Annotated in this window: 17 protein-coding genes; 11 read left to right on the top strand and 6 right to left on the bottom strand. The window is 65.1% G+C overall.

The window, feature by feature from the left end; all coding sequences use genetic code 11:
- Window position 1 precedes the first annotated feature (1 nt).
- Window positions 2–577 carry a hypothetical protein gene (locus ACTIFF_RS15550; RefSeq protein WP_439537652.1) on the top strand — a complete coding sequence of 192 codons (576 nt, stop codon included), beginning with the start codon at window positions 2–4 and terminating at the stop codon, window positions 575–577.
- A gap of 174 nt (window positions 578–751) precedes the next feature.
- Here ACTIFF_RS15550 and ACTIFF_RS15545 read toward each other — a convergent pair whose 3' ends face one another.
- A complete protein-coding gene (locus ACTIFF_RS15545; protein ID WP_439537651.1) occupies window positions 752–1,180 on the bottom strand; it encodes a hypothetical protein in 429 nt (142 codons plus the stop codon).
- Window positions 1,181–1,352: 172 nt separating this feature from the next.
- The gene (gene murB, locus ACTIFF_RS15540) at window positions 1,353–2,378 is read right to left on the bottom strand and encodes a UDP-N-acetylmuramate dehydrogenase (protein WP_439537650.1); all 1,026 of its coding nucleotides are present in this window, start codon (window positions 2,376–2,378) and stop codon (window positions 1,353–1,355) included.
- 315 nt (window positions 2,379–2,693) lie between these two features.
- On the opposite strand from murB, the gene acnB reads away from it, so the two are divergent.
- From acnB to ACTIFF_RS15525, 3 genes are all read left to right on the top strand, one after another.
- Window positions 2,694–5,279 carry a bifunctional aconitate hydratase 2/2-methylisocitrate dehydratase gene (gene acnB / locus ACTIFF_RS15535; protein WP_439537649.1) on the top strand — a complete coding sequence of 862 codons (2,586 nt, stop codon included), beginning with the start codon at window positions 2,694–2,696 and terminating at the stop codon, window positions 5,277–5,279.
- A 180-nt stretch (window positions 5,280–5,459) separates the two neighbouring features.
- Window positions 5,460–6,260: a response regulator gene (locus tag ACTIFF_RS15530; RefSeq protein WP_439537648.1), complete on the top strand. Its 801-nt coding sequence runs from the start codon at window positions 5,460–5,462 to the stop codon at window positions 6,258–6,260.
- 22 nt (window positions 6,261–6,282) lie between these two features.
- Entirely contained in the window at window positions 6,283–7,770 is a 1,488-nt protein-coding gene (locus tag ACTIFF_RS15525; RefSeq protein WP_439537647.1) for an FMN-binding glutamate synthase family protein, read from the top strand.
- 39 nt (window positions 7,771–7,809) lie between these two features.
- Here the strand turns inward: ACTIFF_RS15525 and ACTIFF_RS15520 are convergent, their stop codons facing one another.
- From ACTIFF_RS15520 to ACTIFF_RS15510, 3 genes are all read right to left on the bottom strand, one after another.
- Window positions 7,810–8,307 carry an SRPBCC family protein gene (locus ACTIFF_RS15520; RefSeq protein WP_439537646.1) on the bottom strand — a complete coding sequence of 166 codons (498 nt, stop codon included), beginning with the start codon at window positions 8,305–8,307 and terminating at the stop codon, window positions 7,810–7,812.
- Between the two features lie 85 nt (window positions 8,308–8,392).
- Window positions 8,393–9,484 (bottom strand): 3-deoxy-7-phosphoheptulonate synthase, encoded by a 1,092-nt coding sequence (locus ACTIFF_RS15515; RefSeq protein WP_439537645.1) that lies wholly within the window; start codon window positions 9,482–9,484, stop codon window positions 8,393–8,395.
- 72 nt (window positions 9,485–9,556) lie between these two features.
- Window positions 9,557–10,684, bottom strand: a complete 1,128-nt coding sequence (locus ACTIFF_RS15510; RefSeq protein ID WP_439537644.1) for a PQQ-dependent sugar dehydrogenase — start codon at window positions 10,682–10,684, stop codon at window positions 9,557–9,559.
- Window positions 10,685–10,791: 107 nt separating this feature from the next.
- Here ACTIFF_RS15510 and ACTIFF_RS15505 point away from each other — a divergent pair, with 107 nt between their 5' ends.
- Window positions 10,792–11,643 carry an endonuclease/exonuclease/phosphatase family protein gene (locus ACTIFF_RS15505; RefSeq protein ID WP_439537643.1) on the top strand — a complete coding sequence of 284 codons (852 nt, stop codon included), beginning with the start codon at window positions 10,792–10,794 and terminating at the stop codon, window positions 11,641–11,643.
- A 15-nt stretch (window positions 11,644–11,658) separates the two neighbouring features.
- Here ACTIFF_RS15505 and ACTIFF_RS15500 read toward each other — a convergent pair whose 3' ends face one another.
- Window positions 11,659–11,856 (bottom strand): DUF465 domain-containing protein, encoded by a 198-nt coding sequence (locus tag ACTIFF_RS15500; protein WP_439537642.1) that lies wholly within the window; start codon window positions 11,854–11,856, stop codon window positions 11,659–11,661.
- 240 nt (window positions 11,857–12,096) lie between these two features.
- Between ACTIFF_RS15500 and ACTIFF_RS15495 the strand changes: the two genes are divergently transcribed.
- From ACTIFF_RS15495 to ACTIFF_RS15470, 6 genes are all read left to right on the top strand, one after another.
- Window positions 12,097–12,342, top strand: coding sequence for a DUF3567 family protein (locus ACTIFF_RS15495; protein WP_439537641.1), 246 nt, complete (start codon window positions 12,097–12,099; stop codon window positions 12,340–12,342).
- Between the two features lie 50 nt (window positions 12,343–12,392).
- Entirely contained in the window at window positions 12,393–12,938 is a 546-nt protein-coding gene (gene greB, locus ACTIFF_RS15490) for a transcription elongation factor GreB (RefSeq protein WP_257081378.1), read from the top strand.
- Window positions 12,939–13,008: 70 nt separating this feature from the next.
- Entirely contained in the window at window positions 13,009–13,461 is a 453-nt protein-coding gene (locus ACTIFF_RS15485; protein WP_439537640.1) for a copper chaperone PCu(A)C, read from the top strand.
- Between the two features lie 76 nt (window positions 13,462–13,537).
- Window positions 13,538–15,058 carry a DNA recombination protein RmuC gene (gene rmuC / locus ACTIFF_RS15480; RefSeq protein ID WP_439537639.1) on the top strand — a complete coding sequence of 507 codons (1,521 nt, stop codon included), beginning with the start codon at window positions 13,538–13,540 and terminating at the stop codon, window positions 15,056–15,058.
- Between the two features lie 300 nt (window positions 15,059–15,358).
- On the top strand, window positions 15,359–15,796 hold the full coding sequence (locus ACTIFF_RS15475; RefSeq protein WP_439537638.1) for a DUF2846 domain-containing protein: 438 nt from the start codon (window positions 15,359–15,361) through the stop codon (window positions 15,794–15,796).
- Between the two features lie 198 nt (window positions 15,797–15,994).
- Window positions 15,995–16,330, top strand: a complete 336-nt coding sequence (locus ACTIFF_RS15470; protein ID WP_439537637.1) for a hypothetical protein — start codon at window positions 15,995–15,997, stop codon at window positions 16,328–16,330.
- Window positions 16,331–17,182 lie beyond the last annotated feature (852 nt).

The raw sequence follows: 17,182 nt of genomic DNA, 5'->3' as shown, positions 1-17,182 counted from the left end.
CATGGTTTCCGTTGATCGTCGCATCGTCCTGGCCATTGCGCTGTTCACCGTGCTGCTGGCGTTGTTCCCGCTGTTGCTGAGCGAGGAATCCTTCGTCTGGGTATTTTCGGAGGCAGGGCCGTTCGAGCGTCTGTCAGAACCGGCCTGGATCGTCACCGCGTTGATCGTGATCTTCCGCATCCGGCCGCTCGGTCCGCGTGCCTGGGCCTTCGCGCTGCTGTGTCTCGCGTTCGCCGCGCGCGAAGCGGACTGGCACAAGGCCTTCACCGGCGAAAGCTTCCTGAAGAACAGTTTCTACCGCGATGCCGCGAGACCGATCGAGGACAAGCTGATCTGCGGTGCCATCGCACTCGTGCTGATCGGGCTGGTACTGTATGCGGGTTTCATCATCGGCCGCTTCCTCTTCCTGCGCGGCGGCTGGCGCTCGCGCTCGGGCGCATGGCTGCTGGCCGGGACCCTGCTGGTCGTCGCCGGCAAGGTGCTCGATCGTCTGCCGGCGACGCTGTCGGTCGATTACGGCATCGAACTCGGATCGACGGTCAAGCTGTATGCGGCCGCGTTCGAGGAGGGCATGTAAATGATCCATCCGATGATCCTCGGCTGGTCGGTCTGGATCAGCCAGTTCGAGCGGCGCTACCTGTCCTGACACGCGTCAACGCACTGCGGCGGTCCCGTCAGGCAGGACCGCCGCAGTGTTCGATGCTCGACCGCCGGACGGACCGGATGACCCGCTTGGCGGGTCGTTACGGCCTCAGCGTTGCGGCACGTATTTCGGGTCAGCCGGCGCAGCGGGGGCCACCGGAGTCGGACGCGCCGAAATGTCGGCGGCTGCCGTGCCCGGGCCCTTGCGGTGGGCACGTTGCGCTTCGTTCGTCTTCATGTCGCCCGATTCGCTGGCTTCGCGACGGTACTTCGGGTCCGCCGGTGCCGCCGGTGCGACGGCGCTGGGCCGCGAGTTGATTTCTGCCGCGGTCTTTTCGGCCGGGGTCTGCGAGGTCGTCTGCGCATCCGTGCCGGTCATGCCTTTCTCGTCGCGGACATATTTCGGATCGGCCGGCGAGGCAGGGGCAACCGCAGCGGGGCGCGCGGAAATCTCGTTCTTGGCACCTGTGACTTCGGCGTAGGCGGTGACCGAACCGATCACGAACGTGGCGGCGATGAGGGACTTGATTGCATTCATTGAAATCTCCTTGGAACATCAAATGTCGGATGGACATTCATGAGTCCCAATGTCTGCCGATTCCGCTGCGGCGACTGTCACCTGCCGCACCAAGACGTGTAGGCGTGAATGACCATTGATGTAGGACGTGGCCCGGCCCGGATCTCGCAGTGTCGATCTCGCTGCGTGTGGTTCAGCGCAGGATCAGCGGCTCGGGTTCCAGCCTGACGTCGAATCGCGCCTGCACACTCGCCTGGATGTCGGCCGCCAGGTCGAGCAGTTCGCCCGCGCTGGCCCCGCCGTGGTTGACCAGCACCAGCGCCTGCCGGTCGTGCACACCGGCATCGCCGCGGCGCGTGCCTCTCCAGCCGCATTGATCGATCAGCCACGCGGCGGCGAATTTCACCGCGCCGTCGGCCGCCGGATGATGCGGTGCGTCCGGGTGGGCGGCGAGCAGCGTCGCTGCGGCATCGGCCGTCAGCACCGGGTTGCGGAAGAAGCTGCCGGCGTTGCCGAGCACCGCAGGGTCGGGCAGCTTGGCGCGGCGCACGGCGCACACCGCGTCGAACACGTGCTGCGGCGTCACCTGAGCAACGCCGCGCGCGGCCAGTTCGCGTTTCAGGTCGGCGTAATCGCAGCGCACACGCGCTTCGGTCGTCAGGCTGAAGGCCACGCGGGTGATGATGGCGCGCTGTGCCAGTTCGCGCTTGAACACGCTGTCGCGGTAGCCGGCGCGGCATTCGGCGGCACTCAGGCGCAGCCAGCGGCGATCGACCATATCCCAGGCGTCGACGTGGGCGAGGCGATCGATCAGTTCGACACCGTAGGCGCCGATGTTCTGGACGGGTGCGGCACCGACGGTGCCCGGTATCAGTGCGAGGTTTTCCAGTCCGTGCCAGCCGTGCGCCAGTGCGCAGGCGACCCAGTCGTGCCAGTTTTCGCCCGCGGCGACCGAAACCCGCACATCGGAGCCGGTGTGCGCCAGGACGTCGATGCCGCGCGTGCGCATGTGCAGCACCGTGCCGTCGATATCCCGTCCGAACACGATGTTGCTGCCTCCGCCGAGCACCAGCACCGGGCCGCCGGTGTCTCGGGCCGCTTCGGTCAGCGCCGGCAGGTCGGCCGCGTCATCCACCGGCTGCAGTCGCGCAGCGCGCGCCCGCAGGTGCAGGGTGTTGAGGTCACGCAGGTCGGCGTCGGTCTGGGCGGGTTGGATCATGGTGCGCCGGGCGGAAAGGGCAGCGCGAGTATAGCCAAGCCCGTAGCCAAGCCCGCCTTCCGCACTCGCAGGGGCGGTCTTGGCGATGAATCGAATAAAAGATATCATATATAAGACTTGAACCACCCGGTCGTGCGCCGCTAGTGCAGTGCGCCATGCGGGTTTGCGAATGACGGCAGCGCACGGTATTGCTGTGTGGCGGCCGGTTCGCATCGGTACAGGCCGCGGATTTTCTGTCCGTGTCTTCGTGCGACGCACCATCGAGCCGGTGTGTCGTTCTATGATGCGAAATACCCGTCCACCGGAGGAACCACCGTGCTTGAAGCTTATCGTGCCCATGTTGCTGAACGCGCCGCGCTCGGCATCCCGCCGCTGCCGCTGACTGCGAAGCAGACTGCCGAACTGATCGAACTGCTGAAGGCGCCGCCCGCAGGCGAGGAAGCCACGCTGGTCGAACTGATCACCCACCGCGTGCCGGCCGGCGTGGACGACGCCGCCAAGGTGAAGGCGAGCTATCTGGCTGCCGTGGCGCACGGCACCGAAAAGTGCGCGCTCATTTCGCGTGCCAAGGCGACCGAACTGCTGGGCACGATGCTCGGCGGCTACAACATCAGCCCGATGATCGAATTGCTGGACGACGCCGACGTCGGCGCCGTGGCCGCCGAAGGCCTGAAGAAGACGCTGCTGATGTTCGACCAGTTCCACGACGTGAAGGACAAGGCCGACGCCGGCAACGCCAACGCGGTCGCCGTGCTGAAGAGCTGGGCCGATGCCGAGTGGTTCACCGGCCGTCCCGAAGTACCGAAGTCGATCACGCTGACCATCCTGAAGGTGACCGGCGAAACCAATACCGACGACCTGTCGCCGGCACCGGACGCCTGGAGCCGCCCGGACATTCCGCTGCATGCGCTGGCCATGCTGAAGAACACCCGCCCGGGCATCACGCCGGAAGAGGACGGCAAGCGCGGCCCGGTCAAGTTCATCGAATCGCTGCGCGCCAAGGGCAATCTGGTCGCCTATGTGGGCGACGTGGTGGGCACCGGATCGAGCCGCAAGTCAGCCACCAATTCGGTGCTGTGGTTCACCGGCGAAGACATCCCCTTCGTGCCGAACAAGCGTTTCGGCGGCGTGTGCCTGGGCAGCAAGATCGCTCCGATCTTCTACAACACGATGGAAGATGCCGGCGCGCTGCCGATCGAGCTGGACGTGAGCCAGATGGACATGGGCGATGTGATCGAACTGCGTCCGTACGAAGGCAAGGCGCTGAAGGACGGCAAGGTGATCGCCGAATTCACCGTCAAGTCCGACGTGCTGTTCGACGAAGTGCGCGCCGGTGGCCGCATTCCGCTGATCATCGGGCGCGGCCTGACGGCCAAGGCGCGCGAGGCGCTGGGTCTGGCGCCGTCGACGCTGTTCCGCCTGCCGCAGGTGCCGGCCGATACCGGCAAGGGTTATTCGCTGGCACAAAAGATGGTCGGCCGCGCCTGTGGCCTGCCGGAAGGCAAGGGCATGCGCCCCGGCACCTACTGCGAACCGAAGATGACGACGGTCGGCAGCCAGGACACCACCGGACCGATGACGCGCGACGAACTGAAGGATCTGGCCTGCCTCGGCTTCTCGGCCGATCTGGTGATGCAGTCCTTCTGCCACACTGCCGCCTATCCGAAGCCGGTCGACGTGAAGATGCACCGTGAATTGCCGGCCTTCATCAGCACGCGCGGCGGTGTTGCGCTGCGCCCGGGTGACGGCGTCATCCACTCGTGGCTGAACCGCCTGCTGCTGCCGGACACCGTCGGCACCGGCGGCGACTCGCACACCCGTTTCCCGATCGGCATTTCCTTCCCGGCCGGTTCCGGTCTGGTCGCCTTCGCCGCCGCCACCGGCGTGATGCCGCTGGACATGCCGGAATCGGTGCTGGTGCGCTTCAAGGGCACGATGCAGCCCGGCATTACGCTGCGCGACCTGGTGCATGCGATTCCGCTGTACGCGATCAAGGCCGGCCTGCTCACCGTCGAGAAGAAGGGCAAGAAGAACATCTTCTCCGGCCGCATCCTTGAAATCGAAGGCCTGCCGGACCTGAAGGTGGAACAGGCATTCGAACTGTCGGACGCCTCAGCCGAGCGTTCCGCCGCCGGCTGCGCGGTCAAGCTCAACAAGGCGCCGATGATCGAGTACATGAATTCGAACATCGTGCTGATGAAGAACATGATCGCCAACGGCTATCAGGATGCGCGCACGCTGGCCCGCCGCATCAAGGCGATGGAAGCCTGGCTGGCCGATCCGAAGCTGCTGGAAGGCGACGCCGATGCCGAATATGCGGCGGTGATCGACATCGATCTGGCCGACATCACGGAACCCATCGTGTGTTGCCCGAACGATCCGGACGACGCGAAGTTCCTGTCCGAAGTGCAGGGCCAGGCCATCGACGAGGTGTTCATCGGCTCGTGCATGACCAATATCGGCCATTTCCGCGCGGCGTCGAAGCTGCTTGAAGGCAAGCGCGACATTCCGGTCAAGCTGTGGATTGCGCCGCCGACCAAGATGGATGCGGCCGAACTGACCAAGGAAGGTCACTACGGCGTGTTCGGCGCCGCCGGTGCGCGCACCGAAATGCCGGGCTGCTCGCTGTGCATGGGCAATCAGGCACAGGTGCGCGAAGGCGCGACCGTCATGTCGACCTCGACCCGCAACTTCCCGAACCGTCTCGGCAAGAACACCAATGTGTATCTGGGTTCCGCCGAGCTGGCCGCGATCTGCTCCAAGCTGGGCCGCATCCCGACCGTCGCCGAGTACCACGCCGACATGGGCGTCATCAACAAGGACGGCGACAAGGTGTATCGCTACATGAACTTCGACCAGATCGAGGAATACGCGGAAACCGCGAAGGAAGTCGCTGCCTGATCCTGCGCGCGGCGCAGGGACGCACCGAAGGCCCGCCGATGTCCGGCGGGCCTTTTTCATTCGGGATCCGTGCGCGGCGACCCGTGCAGGCCTTGCGTGGGTGGGCGCGCGGCTCATGTTGCGCTGCGACGGAGCCGCTAATGGGAGATCGCATTCGTCACCGCTTCAGCCGGGCCCGCCATGTCTCCCGATCTCATGCACCTCGACGTGCTGCTGGTGGAACCGTCACCCACGCAGCTGAAAATCATCCGTGAACGCGCCATCGCGCTGGGCATCGTGCAGATACGCGAAGCCGACGGGCTGCAGTCGGCGCTCGCCGCCATGCAGCAGAAATTGCCCGATGTGGTGATCAGCGCGCTCTATCTGCCCGATGGTGACGGTACGGACCTGGTGCAGGCGATGCGCTCGACCGAGGCGCTGCAGAACGTCGCGTTCGTGCTGGTGTCGAGCGAAACACGACCGCAGGCGCTCGATCCGGTGCGCCAGTCCGGCGTCTGCGGCATCCTGCCCAAGCCTTTCTCGGACGCCCAGTTGCGGCGCGTACTCGAGGCAACGGCGGATTTCCTGGCCGAGGGCGAAACGGACGATGCCGACATCGATTTCGAGTCGCTGCGCGTGCTGCTGGTCGACGACAGCGGGAACGCGCGCCGCTTCATGCGCCGGGTGCTCGAGAACATCGGCCTGCGCGACTTCGTCGAGGCCGAGAACGGGCTCGAGGCGGTCGCCCATCTGGACCAGACGATGTTCGACCTGATCGTCACCGACTACAACATGCCGGAAATGGATGGCCGCGCGCTGGTGGAGTACGTGCGCCAGCAGAGCTGGCAGGCGTCCGTGCCCATCCTGATGGTGACCAGCGAATCGGACATGAGCCGGCTCGCCGCTGTCGAGCACGCGGGCGTGTCGGGCATCTGCGACAAACCATTCGAAGCGGCTTCGATACGTGCGCTGCTGCGGCGCGCACTGTTGCAGCCCGTCTGACGGCGTCCTACCGGAGAATGCGATGGAAACCTTGATGTCGGTGTTCCAGGTCAGCCTGGGTGTTGCGCTGGTCGTCGGGCTGTTACTGCTGCTGTTGTACCGCTACATTCAGGACAGCACGCAGACGAAGCACACCATCCTGCGCAATTACCCGGTGGTGGGTCACCTGCGCTACTTCTTCGAGCAGCTGGGCGAGTACTTCCGGCAATATTTCTTTCTGGGCGACCGCGAAGAGATGCCGTTCAATCGCGCCACCCGCGGCTGGGTGTACCGGCTGGCGAAGAACGAGGGCGGCATCATCGGCTTCGGGTCGACCTATTCGCTGCACGAGCCCGGCGCACTGATCTTCGTCAACGCGCCATTTCCGGTCCTCGACGAGGATCGCGAAACCACGCCGCCGCTGATCCTGGGCAACGGCTTCTGCGACAAGCCCTTTACCGCGCGCTCCATCGTGAACGTCAGCGGCATGAGTTTCGGTGCGATTTCAGCGCCGGCCGTGCAGGCCCTGTCGCGCGGCGCCGCCCACGCGGGGTGCTGGATGAGCACCGGCGAGGGCGGGCTGTCGCCGTATCACCTCGAAGGCAACTGCGACGTCATCATGCAGATCGGTACCGCCAAGTACGGCGTGCGCGATTCACAGGGCCTGCTGTCGGAGGCGAGGCTGCGCGAGCTGGCCGCGATCGAATCGGTGCGCGCGTTCGAGATCAAGTTGTCGCAGGGCGCCAAACCGGGCAAGGGCGGTGTATTGCCGGCGGCGAAGGTGACCGAGGAGATCGCGCGCATCCGGGGCATTCCGCAGGGCGTCGATTCGATCAGCCCGAATCGTCATCCGGAAGTGTCGAACGTCGAACAACTGCTCGACCGCATTGCGCTGATCCGAGATGTCACCGGCAAGCCTGTCGGCATCAAGACAGCGCTCGGCGGCTGGCACTTCATGAACGATCTGTGTGAGGCCATCCTGCGCCGCGGTATCGCGGCGGCACCGGATTTCATCGCGATCGACGGCGGCGAGGGCGGCTCGGGGGCGGCGCCGCAGGCGCTGGCCGATCACGTGGCACTGTCGATCGACGAGGCGTTGCCGCGGGCGGTCGACGCACTGATCGAAGCGGGTCTGCGCGAGCGGGTGAAGGTGATTGCCGCCGGCAAGCTCGTGACCTCGGCGCGCGCAGCCTGGGCGCTGTCGGCCGGAGCGGATTTCGTCAATACCGCGCGCGGCTTCATGTTCTCGCTCGGCTGCATCCAGGCGTTGCGCTGCCATTCGAACACCTGCCCGACCGGCATCACGACACACAACCCGAAGCTGCATCGCGGGCTCGACGTCGAGGACAAGGCGGCCCGCGTGGCCCACTACTGCCTCAACATGAATCACGAAATCGACATGATTGCCCATTCGTGCGGGCTGCGCCACGCGCGCGAATTCCGCCGCGAACACACCCGCATCGTGCAGCCGAATGGCCAGAGCACTGCGCTGAACATGCTGTACCCCTACCCGGTGGCGCGCGCCGCCTGAACACGCGGCGCGCGCATCGGCCCGCCGCGTGGCAAGAATTTACTTCTTCAGCGTGCTGCCCGCACGTTCGAGTCCGCCTTCGTAGATGCCGCTGATCACCTTCTTCGCTTCTTCGTCACTGGCGCCATTGGCGTCGAAGGTCGATGACCACTTCACCCGCGTCTTGCCTTCGCCGGCCGGGCTCAGCGTCAGCGTCGACACGTAGTTCTTCACCGGCAGCGGGCTGCTGAGGATGGTGTAGGTATAGGTGTGCTTGACGCCGCTGTAGGCGGTCAGCTTTTCCTCGATCTTTGCGCCGTTGCCCAGTGTCAGCGTGCGGGTTGCACCGGCCTTGATGCCGGCCCCCTTCATGGTGCTGGACGCCACGGCCGGGTGCCACACGTCCAGCCCGTTGAAATCACCGACCAGTTTCCAGACGGTGTCGGGCGAACCGTCGACCGTGGCTTCGCGTTCGACCGCCAGCTTGCCGGCGGCGACACTGCAGGTGGCAATCAGCATCAGGCTGGTGCCGGCGACGAAAGTGCGAAAAGCGTTCATCAGTTGTTCCTTTTTGAAGTTCGGATCGGAGCGCCACAGGGGCGCTGCCGCGGATTATCGGCTGCATCCGCCGCAAGACAGCGAATTATTCCCTTCCGGCGGTGGCCAGGCGTCGCTGCAGCGCGTCGGCAGTCGTTGCGGCCAGTTCGCGCAGCATGCGTTCGGTGGTCGCCCAGTCGACGCAGGCGTCGGTGACCGAGCAGCCATGGCGCAGTTGCGACAGGTCCTTCGGAATCGGCTGATTGCCAGCTTCGAGATGGCTTTCGATCATGACGCCGACGATGGAGCGGTTGCCGTCGCGGATCTGTGCGGCGACGTCGGCCAGCACGAGCGGCTGCATTTCGGGCTTCTTGAACGAGTTCGCGTGCGAACAATCGACGACGATGTTCGGTGGCAGCGCTGCCCGGATCAGCGACTGTTCGGCCAGCTTGACGCTGACCGAATCGTAGTTCGGCCGCCCGGCACCGCCGCGCAACACCAGATGGCCATGCGGGTTGCCGCGCGTGCGGATGATGCTGGAGCGGCCATAACGGCTGATGCCGAGAAAGCTGTGCGGACGCGACGCGGAAATGATGGCGTTGATCGCGGCGTCCACATCGCCATCGGTCGCATTCTTGAAGCCGACCGGCGTGGACAGCCCGCTCGCCATCTCCCGGTGCGTCTGCGATTCGGAGGTGCGCGCGCCGATCGCCGTCCACGACACCAGATCGCCCAGGTACTGCGGCGAGATCGGATCGAGCGCCTCGGTGGCCGCCGGCAGACCCAGTTCGGCAACATCGAGCAGGAAGCGGCGTGCGCGGCGCATGCCTTCCTCGATGCGGAAGCTGTCGTCCATGAAGGGGTCGTTGATGTAGCCCTTCCAGCCGGTGGTGGTGCGCGGCTTCTCGAAATAGACGCGCATCACGAGCAGCAGGCTGCCGGCCAGTTCTGCAGCCAGCCCGTGCAGGCGCCGCGCGTACACCATGCAGGCGACCGGATCGTGCATCGAACACGGACCGACCACCACCAGCAGCCGCGGATCGCTGCGTTCGAGCACGCCGCGCACGGCCGCGCGTCCGTCATTCACGCTGTGTGCGGCGGCCGCGCTCAGCGGCAGGTCGTTCTTGATGTCGACCGGCGCCGCCATCACGCCGAAACTTTCTATTCGCCCGTCTTCGAGTGAGCTGTCGCTGTCCATGTCCGTCCTCCTCGGTCGCACCGGACAGTGAACGCCCGTGCGGGCGTCAAGTCAATCCGCCATGCCGCGGCATCAAGGCAGTGCCGCGTCGCCGGCCGCGGTCCGGGTGCCGTTCCAGCGCACGCGGTAGATCGCGTTCGCGTGGTCGTCGGACACCAGCAAGCTGCCGTCGGGCAGCTCCAGCACATCCGCCGGGCGGCCGAGCACGGCGTCGTTGCGGCCGAGGAAGCCTTCGATGAACGGCGTATAGCTGACCACTTTGTTGCCCTCGAGCCGTGCCATCATCACCCGGTAGCCATCCGGCTTGCTGCGGTTCCACGAGCCGTGCTCGGCGATGAACAGCGCGCTGCGGTATTCGTCCGGAAATTGCTGGCCGCCGTAGAAACGCATGCCGAGCGGCGCGACGTGAGCCCCCAGTTTCAGCGCAGGTGCCGTGTAGTCGCCGCACGACTTGCCCTGTCCGAACTCCGGATCGGCGACCGTGCCGCCGTGGCAGTACGGATAGCCGAAGTGCTGGCCCGCCTGGGCTACGCGGTTCAGTTCGCAGGGCGGCGTGTCGTCGCCCATCCAGTCGCGGCCGTTGTCGGTGAACCACAGCTCGCCGCTTTTCGGATGCCAGTCAAAGCCGACCGTATTGCGCACCCCGCGTGCGAACACCTCGAGTTCGCTGCCATCCGGATTCATGCGCATGATGTTCGCGTAGCTGTCCTTGTCGCGGTCGCAGATGTTGCAGGGCGCGCCGACCGGTACATACAGCTTGTCGTCAGGGCCGAAGGCGATGAATTTCCAGCCGTGCGCCTTGTCCGACGGGAAGCGGTCGCTGACCAGCACCGGCGTCGGCGGTGCGTCGAGCCGCTTGTCGATGCCGGGCAGTTTGACGATGCGGTCGACGGCCGATACGTAGAGGTCGCCCTTGCGCCAGGCGACGCCGACCGGCATGTTCAGACCGCTCGCAACCTTTACCGGGGCCCCGGCCGCCATGGTTCGGCTGTCGTACGGCACCGCGCTGACGTGGCCCTTTCGCGACCCGACATAAAGCCGGCCCGCCTCGCCCAGCACCATCGCGCGCGGGTTGTCGACCTTGGCCCACAGCTCGATGCCGAAGCCGGGTGGCACGCTGAGATGTTGCGGGGCTTGCTGCGCGTGGGCGGCGACCGGGCTCAATGCGATGGCGCAGGCGGTCAGCAGGGTTCGGATCATCGGGTTCTCCTGGAGCAGAATCGGCACGGTGGTACCGGATCGACCGATGCGGTCGTCCGGCGTTCCTCACAATGATGCTTCCGGACACGGAAGACGGAAGGCACGCAATGAAGCTGGTGAGCTGGAACATCCAGTGGGCGCGCGGTTGCGACGGCCACGTCAGCACGGGACGGATCGCACGCGCGCTGAACGATTTCGGCGACGCCGACGTGATCTGCCTGCAGGAGGTCGCGCGCGGCCACGACGATCTGCCCGGTCTGACAGGCGACGATCAGGTGGCGCAGTTCGCCGCGCTGTTTCCCGATCACTCGCCGATCTTCGCACCCGGTGCCGACAGTCTGCGCCCGGATGGCACGCGCCGGCAGTTCGGCAATCTCACGCTCAGTCGGCTGCCGGTGCTTGCCGCCTGGCGGCATCTGCTGCCCTGGCCGGCGGACGGCACCGTTCCGAGCATGCAGCGCGCCTGCGTCGAGGTCGTGCTCGGTGGCCCGAGCGGCGGGTTCCGGGTGCTGAACACCCACCTGGAGTACTACTCACGATGGCAGCGCATGGCGCAGATCGAGGCGTTGCGCGCACTCAATGCCGAGGCGCTGGCCCACGCGGCTGCGCCGCCGGCTGCGAAGGCAGCGGGCGGTGCCTTCGCAGCCGTGCCGCGGCCGGCGGCGGCCCTGCTGTGCGGCGACCTCAACTGCGAACCGGGCAGCGACGAATTCATCTGTCTGGTTGCGCCGGATGGGTCGGCCGATGCGCGCTGGCACGACCTGTGGGCGCACTGTCACTGTGCGGTGGCGCATGCCGACACGGTCGGGTTGCATGGCTGCGACTGGCCGGCGCGGCGTTTCTGCTGTGATTTTGCGTTGGCCAGCGCGCCGCTGCTGCCACGGGTGCAAGCGGTGGAGGTCGATCAATCGACAGCGGCGTCGGACCACCAGCCGGTCTGGATCACGCTCGCCGACTGATTCGCCGTTCCGCGCTCAGGCCAGATCGTCCGGTTCCAGCATGCGTTCGATCTGATCGATGCGGTCGCGCAACATGAGTTTGCGTTTCTTCAGGCGGCGCAGCAGCAATTCGTCGCTGGCCTGGGCGGCGTGCAGATCGGCGATCGCCTGATCAAGGTCGCGGTGTTCGATGCGCAACAGCTCGAGCGATGCGCGCAGTTCGTCATCTTCCATGTACGGGGCCGAATCGTGACAACCGGCGTGCGGCCTGCGCCGTTAAGGGATGGTGGATGTTAGGAGCGCGTTGCAGCCGGTGCAAGCTCCCTTCAGCGCGGGGTCGAGCGGCCGTTATATCACTTGAAAGGCGGCAGGATTGCCCCACCTGCAAGGCAGGAGTTTTGCAGTGCAGTATCGAGCAGCCGGACAACCGTCTGGCTGCAAGCTGGTGAGCCGCACAAGCCAAGGAGAGACATCATGCACATCATGTTCAACAATCCGCTGGTTTACGTGGTCGAGTATTCGGGTCTGGAAGCGGTCGAAGTCATCGACAAGCGCGTCGGGCGCGGCGCCCTGATCCGTGACGATGCAGCGAAGCGCTTCCGCGAGGAACTGAAGGCCCTGGTCGACCACGAGGTCGATCATGAAGTCGGCGCGGAAGCGTTCGACGCTTTCATGGTGCCGTGGGAAGCGTTGCTGACCCAACCGGCGATCTATCACTGATTCGGTAAGATGCGTGCTCGTCCAACGAGCACGCAGTCACTGACATCCGGATGAACAAGGCCTTCACGAAGGAAACCGACACCGAGGAAGAAGATCCCGAAGTCGTCACTGCGTTGCCGCCCGGCAGCAAGAACTACATGACGCTCGCCGGCTACGGCCGACTGCGGGCCGAGCTTGACCAGCTGGTGCGCGACGAGCGCCCGCGCATCGTTGAAACAGTCGCCTGGGCCGCCTCGAACGGCGACCGCTCGGAGAACGGCGACTATATATATGGCAAGAAGCGCCTGCGCGAAATCGACCGTCGCATCCGTTTCCTGATCAAGCGCCTCGAATCCGCCACCGTTGTCGATCCGCAAGACCAGCAGAACGCCGACCAGGTGTTCTTCGGCGCCACCGTGCGCTACGAGGATGAAGATGGCAGCGAACAGACGGTGCAGATCGTCGGTGTCGACGAAGCCAATGCCTCGGAAGGTCGCATCTCCTGGATATCACCGCTGGCCCGCGCCTTGTTGAAGGCGCGTGAAGGAGACCTGGTCCGCGTGCAGAGCCCGGCCGGGTTGCGCGAGATCGAAGTCACGGGAATTTCCTACCGTTAGGCGTACTCCACGGATGTCTTCGCGTCCTTCACAGCACTCGAACCCCGTTTTTCAACCACAGGACAACACCATGCGCCGCTTGCTGACTGCCGCACTGCTCACCTTGATCGCCGCACCGGCCATCGCTGACATCACCGTCAAGGACCCCTGGGTCCGCGCCACCGTGCCGCAGCAGAAGGCCACCGGCGCCTTCATGCAGATCACCGCGCCGAAAGCCGCCCGACTGGTCGAAGCCAGTTCGCCGGTGGCCGGCGTGACCGAAATCCACGAAATGACGATGGACAACGACATCATGCGCATGCGCGCCATCCCGGGCATCGACCTGCCGGCCGGCAAGGCGGTGGAGCTGAAGCCGGGCGGTTATCACGTCATGCTGATGGATCTGAAGGCACCGATCACCGAAGGGCAGGACGTGCTGGTGACACTGGTCATCGAGGGCGCCGACAAGAAGCGTGAAACCGTGGTCATCAAGGCGACCGCGCGCGCCCTGGGCGCCAGCGGTGCGATGGATCACAAGCACTGAGCGAGGCCTCGCGGATCGAGCGGCGCTTGAGCGGGTCCGGCTATAGTCCGGCTTTCCGGACCGCATCACGCACTGCATGACCGTCAGCCTGACCGACCCCGCCATCCTGATCGCGCTTCTGGCCGCTGCACTGCTGGGCGGTGTGCTGAGCGCCATCTGGCTGCGCATCCGCACGGCGCTGGAGATCGAACGCGCGCAGGCCGAGCGCACGGCCCAGCTGCTGACCGCGCAGGAACGGCTGCGCGCCGCATCGCTCGACATCGACCGCCTGCGCGCCGAATTGAAGGTGAGCGGTGCCGACCGGGCCACGCTCGACCTTCAGCTGCAGCAGGAGAAGGCGGCGCGTGTGCGTGCCGAAACGCAGGCCCAGCGTCTGCCGGCGCTCGAACAGGCGCTGGCCGACGCCCGGCTCGCCCACGACAAGGCGCTGGCGGAAGGCGCAGCGCAACGCCAGTCGCTGGCGGAGGCCGTGGCCGGATTGCGCACCCAGCTCGACGCCGAACGCAGCCAGACGACCGAAAAGCTCGCACTGCTCGACGATGCGCGTGACCAGATGGGGCTGCATTTCCAGGAGGTGGCGAACCGCATCCTGGAAGAGAAGAGCCAGCGCTTCACGCAGCAGAACCACGACAACCTCGGTCTGCTGCTCAATCCACTGAACGAGAAGATCAAGGCCTTCCAGGACCAGGTGGCGCAGACCTACGACCGCGAATCGAAGGAGCGGCTGACGCTGAAGAACGAGATCGAGCGGCTCGCGCTGCTCAATACGCGGATCAGCGAAGATGCGGTCAATCTCACCCAGGCGCTCAAGGGCAGCAACAAGTCGCAGGGCATCTGGGGCGAAATGGTGCTGGAAAAGGTGCTCGAATCGTCCGGTCTGCGGCGCGGGCACGAGTACGTCGCCGAGGAGAGCTATGCCGCCGATGACGGCAACCGGCGCCGGCCGGACGTGGTCATCCAGCTGCCCGAAGGCCGCCACATGATCATCGACGCCAAGATGTCGCTGCTCGGCTACGAGCGCTACTGCAGCGCCGACAACGACGCCGCACGCGCGGCGGCGCAGCGCGAGCACGTGCAGTCGATCCGCGCCCACATCAAGGGGCTGTCGGACAAGAACTATCCGATGCTCAACGGGCTGAAAGCGCCCGATTTCGTGCTGATGTTCGTGCCGGTCGAGCCGGCGTTCATGCTCGCCGCCACCAGCGACACCACGCTCTTCGAGGACGCTTTTGCGCGCAACGTGCTGCTGGTCAGTCCGAGCACGCTGCTGGCAGTACTGCGCATGGTGGCCAACGTCTGGCGACAGGAAAGCCAGGGCCGCAACGCCCAGCAGATCGCCGAACAGGGCGCGCGGATGTATGACAAGTTCGTCGGCTTTGTCGAAGACCTCGAAGAGATCGGCAAGCGCATCGACCAGACGCAGAAGGCCTATCAGGACGCACACGGCAAGCTGTCATCGGGTCGCGGCAATCTTGTTCGACAGGTCGAGAACCTGCGCCGGCTGGGCGTCAAGCCCGCCCGGCAACTGCGCCCCGGCCTGCTGCCGGATGAGCTGGCCATCGAGGGGTCGTCGCCGGATCCCGAGCTTCCCGACTGAGGCGCTCGCGGCGTCGGAGCGGCCTCAGCGAAGGCTGAAGGCCGGGTGCGCGAGGACGGTCGCAAGAGCGCTTGCCGGCGTCAACATTTAAAGTGGTCAGCGGCGGTTTTCAGGATTATTTGCGCACTCAGGAAACCTGACGCGCCCTTCACCCCACAAAGCAGCAGTGGCATGCCTTGACCGGTTCGCGCGGACAGCGTCGGCCGACCGGCATGACCGAGGTCTGCAGCATGGCGGGCAGACCGCAGGACGCCGCCCCATCGACGCGTTCGCCATGCGCGACAGACCAGGAGATTCCGAATGAATTACCGGATGCTCGCCCTCATCGTTGCGACGGCTGCGCTCGCCGGTTGCGCCGCAGTGCCCCCGCACGACACCCGCGCCGACACGCTGCCCGGCGTGGCCGAAGTCAGTCCCGGCAAGGCAGGCGTGTATGTTTTCCGCACCGGCTACAGCAGTCCCGCGCTGCCGATCGATGTGCTGCTCGACGGCGAGCCGATCGGCTCGACCGTGTCGCAAACGCATCTTTTCAGGGAAATCGAACCGGGCCGGCACACACTGGGCTCACAGCTTCAGTTCACGTCGAAGCTCGAGTTCGACGTGAAACCCGGCCAGATCGTGTACGTGCGGCAGGACCTGTGGCTCGGTTACCTGCAGGTTCACACGCGTCTTCGCAAGGTGCATCCGGACGACGGCGCGCGTGCGGTGCGCAGCACGAGGCTTGCTGTCTCCCGCTGAGAGGTCGCGCGGCGCGGACGTTCGCTGCGTTCTTACAGCGTGTCGCCCGGATGGCATGGACAGGATTGGCCGTGGAGCGCGCCGGACCTGCCGATGCGGGCACCCTGGCGGATCAACCCGGGCGCTCTCCATCGCGGGTCCTACAGGGTGTGGGAGCCCGACTACATCGAACTACTCCGCAAGAACTAGGCTGCAGTCATGGGCATCCATTCGATGCCTGCCACCCTATGGAGGTCCAAAATGACTTTAGTCCGAACCGCCGTTGCACTTGCGATCGCCGCATTTTCCGTGTCGGTCAGCGCTCAGTCGTATCCGAGCAAGCACCAGAAAGAGGTGATGCCGGAGGCGCAGCAATCCGAAAGTCAGAAGAAGTACCAGCCGGAACAGGATCAGGCTCGCCAATCGAAGCAATACCCGAGCGAGCATGCCAACGACGTGGTGCGCGACCGGGACACCAAGCAGAAGGCGTCCGAGCGCGCGGATGAACGCGAACGCCGCCCGGAAGGCCAGACCACCCCCGAACCCCGCAACTGAAGATTGAAGGTCCGCGCGTGCCGCCCGCCGCCACAAGCGGTGTGCGGCCCGATTCCGTTGTCGTTCGCGACGGGCACGGAGGGCAAGGCCTGCCCGCGATTCACCGTGAGTCGTGCCGCTTCGCCGCGGGGCTTTTCCGGATGCAAAGGGGGCCGTGCGATCGACGTCAGTCGCTTGCAGGATCGCCAACGAAACATACTTCGGGACGCGTAAACGACAAAGGCCTTCTTGCGAAGGCCTTCATTTTCAGCTGTGTGTTCTGGCTCCCCGACTTGGGCTCGAACCAGGGACCTACGGATTAACAGTTGAAAATAACAGGCCAGAATAACAAGTGCTGTGGGCCGTAACCCACTTGTTTCATTGGTTTTTTATCCGAACTACACCGAACTGTTCCGCAGTCAAACGAAGCCCTGCGAAGGCTTCATCGCTAACAAATTCGCTAACACCATTTGTCATAATCGGAAATCGGGCCGGTGTAAGCAGTTAAGTTGCCAGCGTCTTCATGTTAGCGCTGATGTGGCCTGCTGAGTATAGGTAAAGATTTTTCCGGGCAAGGCGAAGTCCAGTTTCCAAAAGCGAACCGAACCTGCGGCCGGCTTTGTTCCAGGATAAGTGGGCGCGGGACCCAACCCCGATCGATCAGCATGTCTTAGAGCCGTGGCCCGCAGCAGGGCAGCGCAGTTAACAAGCCGAGGTGAGCGACCGGTCGATCGGCTCGTAGTCTCCCTTGTGCGCATACCTAACGACGCTGTAGAAAAACCCCATTTCGGGGCAAGTTGCTGCGTCCGGACATTGCCGGCTTGAACTCATTCTTCATCGCATCAATCCGGTTTCACTGCTTTCATCTTCGTC

Source organism: Methyloversatilis sp. (assembly GCF_051861465.1).
Classification (GTDB): domain Bacteria; phylum Pseudomonadota; class Gammaproteobacteria; order Burkholderiales; family Rhodocyclaceae; genus Methyloversatilis.
This window is presented reverse-complemented; position numbering and strand designations above follow the sequence as displayed.